4 protein-coding genes are annotated in these 3,379 nt (G+C 36.3%); 2 read left to right on the plus strand and 2 right to left on the minus strand.

What is annotated here, in order from left to right; translation table 11 throughout:
• Positions 1-274 precede the first annotated feature (274 nt).
• Positions 275-1,471 (plus strand): PQQ-dependent sugar dehydrogenase, encoded by a 1,197-nt coding sequence (locus AC1DG9_RS25280; RefSeq protein WP_288879482.1) that lies wholly within the window; start codon positions 275-277, stop codon positions 1,469-1,471.
• Here AC1DG9_RS25280 and AC1DG9_RS25285 read toward each other — a convergent pair.
• Entirely contained in the window at positions 1,455-2,576 is a 1,122-nt protein-coding gene (locus AC1DG9_RS25285; RefSeq protein WP_172663131.1) for a DEAD/DEAH box helicase, read from the minus strand. The genes AC1DG9_RS25280 and AC1DG9_RS25285 overlap by 17 nt on opposite strands.
• A 54-nt stretch (positions 2,577-2,630) precedes the next feature.
• On the opposite strand from AC1DG9_RS25285, the gene AC1DG9_RS25290 reads away from it, so the two are divergent.
• On the plus strand, positions 2,631-3,059 hold the full coding sequence (locus tag AC1DG9_RS25290; protein ID WP_288879480.1) for a hypothetical protein: 429 nt from the start codon (positions 2,631-2,633) through the stop codon (positions 3,057-3,059).
• Between the two features lie 107 nt (positions 3,060-3,166).
• Here the strand turns inward: AC1DG9_RS25290 and AC1DG9_RS25295 are convergent.
• The coding region (locus tag AC1DG9_RS25295) for a hypothetical protein (protein WP_477635485.1) at positions 3,167-3,379 on the minus strand (213 nt) is incomplete at its 5' end.

Below are 3,379 nucleotides of genomic sequence, written 5' to 3' on the forward strand. Positions count from 1 at the left end.
TATAAACAGAAGGTTCAAGATGGTAAAAACAAAATGAGTGTCCTGAATGCTGTTAGAAACAAAATAATCCACAGAATCTTTGCCGTCATAAAAAACCAAACCATTTATAAAAATGATTTGGTTTTGTCATAGAAATCGAGATGACGATTGTATTATAACGATCATATTCACAACATACTGTAATGTTGCTTTCTCTTTTAAATTAGATATGCTGCAAAATCCAGCCTATCCAATTTAATTATACTTTAATTATTAAATGCATTATATTAACACTATGAAATCAAAAAGCCTCTCCTTAATAATTGTATTTGCGCTGTTATTTGTAATTACGAGAGTTAAAGCACAAACCGGCTTATCTCCAGTAAAAGTCAATCTTCAACTCATATCCGATCAATTATCATATCCCACAGCATTTGCGGCGCCAAATGATAAATCTGGTAGTTTATTTATTTGCGAACAAAAGGGGCGGATCAGAATTATCAAAAATGGTAAACTTCTATCCAAACCCTTTTTAGATTTCACAGATGAGGTACTGATGATGGGAAGTAGTGATGAAATGGGATTGTTGGGGCTGGCCTTTCATCCTCAATACGCAGAGAATGGCAAGTTCTATGTTTACTTTAGCAAGCGTGTTCCTAAAACTCCGGGCATAGACCATCAAAGTATTATTCGTGAATACAAAGTTTCTACAGAAAATCCTGATCTGGCTGATAAAACCAAATCAAGGGAAGTTTTGGTTATTGATGAACCTGAATCTAACCACAATGGAGGAGACCTAAAGTTTGGCCCTGATGGGTTCTTATATATAGGCCTAGGAGATGGCGGTGCATATAATGATATGCACGGTACTTATGGCAATGGACAAAATTTAAATACTTTACTTGGTAAAATACTTAGAATTGATGTAAATACGCTTCCTTATGCCATTCCAAAAGACAATCCATTTATAGGAATGGAGAATACAAAACCTGAAATTTATGCATATGGTTTTAGAAACCCGTGGCGGATTAGCTTCGACAAACTTAACGGAAGATTGTTTGCCGGAGATGTGGGTCAAAAGAATTGGGAAGAAATTGATATTGTTACCAAGGGTGGAAATTATGGCTGGCGGGTTAGGGAAGGTACACATGTTAAATCTCCAAATGATCCTGATCCAAAAAACTGGATCAACCCAATAGCCGATTATGGCCGTAATGAAGGTATCAGTGTTACCGGTGGCTTTCTTTATCGCGGTAAACAACTCCCGCAGCTTTTCGGTAAATACGTTTTTGGCGATTTAATGGGAACCATTTGGTCATTAACCGACATTAACAAAGAACTCTGGAAAATGGAAAAACTCTCTATTTCCCGGGAACCTGGAAATTGGCAGATCTATAGCTTTGGTGAGGATCGTAACGGCGAAATCTATCTGCTTGTTAACCTGATTGAAGAAGAAAAAGGTGCGATTTATAAGATCATACCGGGTAAGTAGTTTTTACTTTCTTACCCATCTTTTTTTGAATTACTTCAAAATGAGGAAGCTCATTAGGACTAACCATCGAAATTGCTTCTCCGGGTGTGTCAGCACGGCCAGTTCTTCCAATACGGTGAATATAATCTTTAGGTGACCTTGGAAGTTCATAATTAATCACAAAAGGAAGGAAATTAATGTCAATTCCTCTCGCCATTAAATCTGTTGCTACTAAAACCCTAAGTTTACCAGATTTAAAATGAGATAAAGCCTCTGTTCTTGCTCCCTGGCTTTTTTTACTGTGAACAGCTTTTGCGTCAATATTATTTTTACGTAGCTTGTTTACAATGGCATCAACCTGATGAACCGAAGAAGCAAATACCAACACTTGTTTCATTTCATGATGATTGATCAGATGACGTAAAAACGGGCCCTTTTTCTCATCTGTAACTATATACGCTATCTGGTTGATAAGGTCAAGTGAATCTTCTTCAACCTCAATTTTAATAACTACCGGATCATGTAGTAAGATTTGGTGAATGTGTTGCAAATCATCACTCAATGTAGCAGAAAACAATATATTTTGGCGCTTTTTAGGTAAAAGAGAAATGATTCTGTTTACTTCCTCTTTAAACCCTAGATTAAGCATCTTATCTGCTTCGTCTAGCACCAATGTTTCAATGGTAGATAGGTGCACGGCATTTGATTCTACCAATTCCAATAACCTGCCGGGTGTAGCAACAAGCACATTTACACCTTGTAAAGCCATCATTTGCGGGTTAATAGAAACACCGCCATATACTGCCAATGTTTTAATGGGCACAGTGAGGGCCTTACTAAAAGTCTTAAAAACATCTTTTACCTGTTCGGCTAGTTCACGTGTTGGTACTAAAACCAATACATTCGCATGGCGATTTTTTACCCCTGCTGTTTCTTGCAAATTCATTAGAATTGGCAAAACATATCCCGCAGTTTTTCCAGAACCTGTTTTAGCTATACCCAGCACATCTTTTTTGTTTAATATGGCTGGTATAGCAGTTTGTTGAATAGGAGTAGGTACTGTGAAATTCTGATTTACCAATGCTTCTAATAAAGCAGTCGATAAACCTAAGGAGGTAAAAGACATATTACTTAATATTTGCCGTAAAAATACACAAAAATCGTGTGCCAAAACTTGCCAATGAAAATTGATTTTTTCTGCTTATTTTACATCGGTAAAAGCTATACTGATTATATGGATGTTGGTAAAGGACTCTTATTCTTTTTTGGTGCTTTAGGCGTATTTAACGGGCTCATTTTGAGCGTTTATTTTTTCTTTTTTACCAAAAAAAAACATCTGTCAAATCTATTTTTTGGAGCATTGCTCCTGGCTATAAGCCTAAGGATAGGTAAATCTATTTTTGTAAGTTTTTATCCCTCACTTGCTAAAATTTATCTGCAGATAGGCCTTACAGCATGTTTTTTTATCGGACCTTTTCTTTATTATTTTCTAAAATCAACTATAAACCCTGGTGCGCCTTTAACAAGATCTTCTAAATGGAGTATTGCTGTGTTGTTTGCCATTATCCTTATCCCGGGAATTATATATCCTTATCAAACCTATCCATAGCTTTGGAACAATTATTTTGTACAGATTATCTACGCAGAGTGGTTTGCTTATTTGGTAGCTTCAGGCTTGGTATTAAAAGATATATTGAAAAAACTGTTTGCAAAAGACTATAAAATGAAAGCCTCAGAAATATGGCTCCTTACTGTTTTTGGTAGCACAGCTCTTATCTTTGCCTTTTTCCAGTTGGCTTTGTGGAGAGCCTCGTTTTCACTATATCTCAACGGTTCTCTCGCATTTTCTTTTTGCTTATACATGGTCGTTTTTACGCTTCTGTACCGAAAAAAAACAAGCGACTTATTCATTTTGGGACAGAGCAAGTA

It is taken from the genome of Pedobacter sp. 05L430 (assembly GCF_056397585.1).

Bases quoted from the DNA above. Each gene is read 5' to 3' on its own strand.
- AC1DG9_RS25280 (WP_288879482.1), top strand. From the start codon at position 275: ATGAAATCAAAAAGCCTCTCCTTAATAATTGTATTTGCGCTGTTATTT.
- AC1DG9_RS25285 (WP_172663131.1), bottom strand. From the start codon at position 2,576: ATGTCTTTTACCTCCTTAGGTTTATCGACTGCTTTATTAGAAGCATTG.
- AC1DG9_RS25290 (WP_288879480.1), top strand. From the start codon at position 2,631: ATGAAAATTGATTTTTTCTGCTTATTTTACATCGGTAAAAGCTATACT.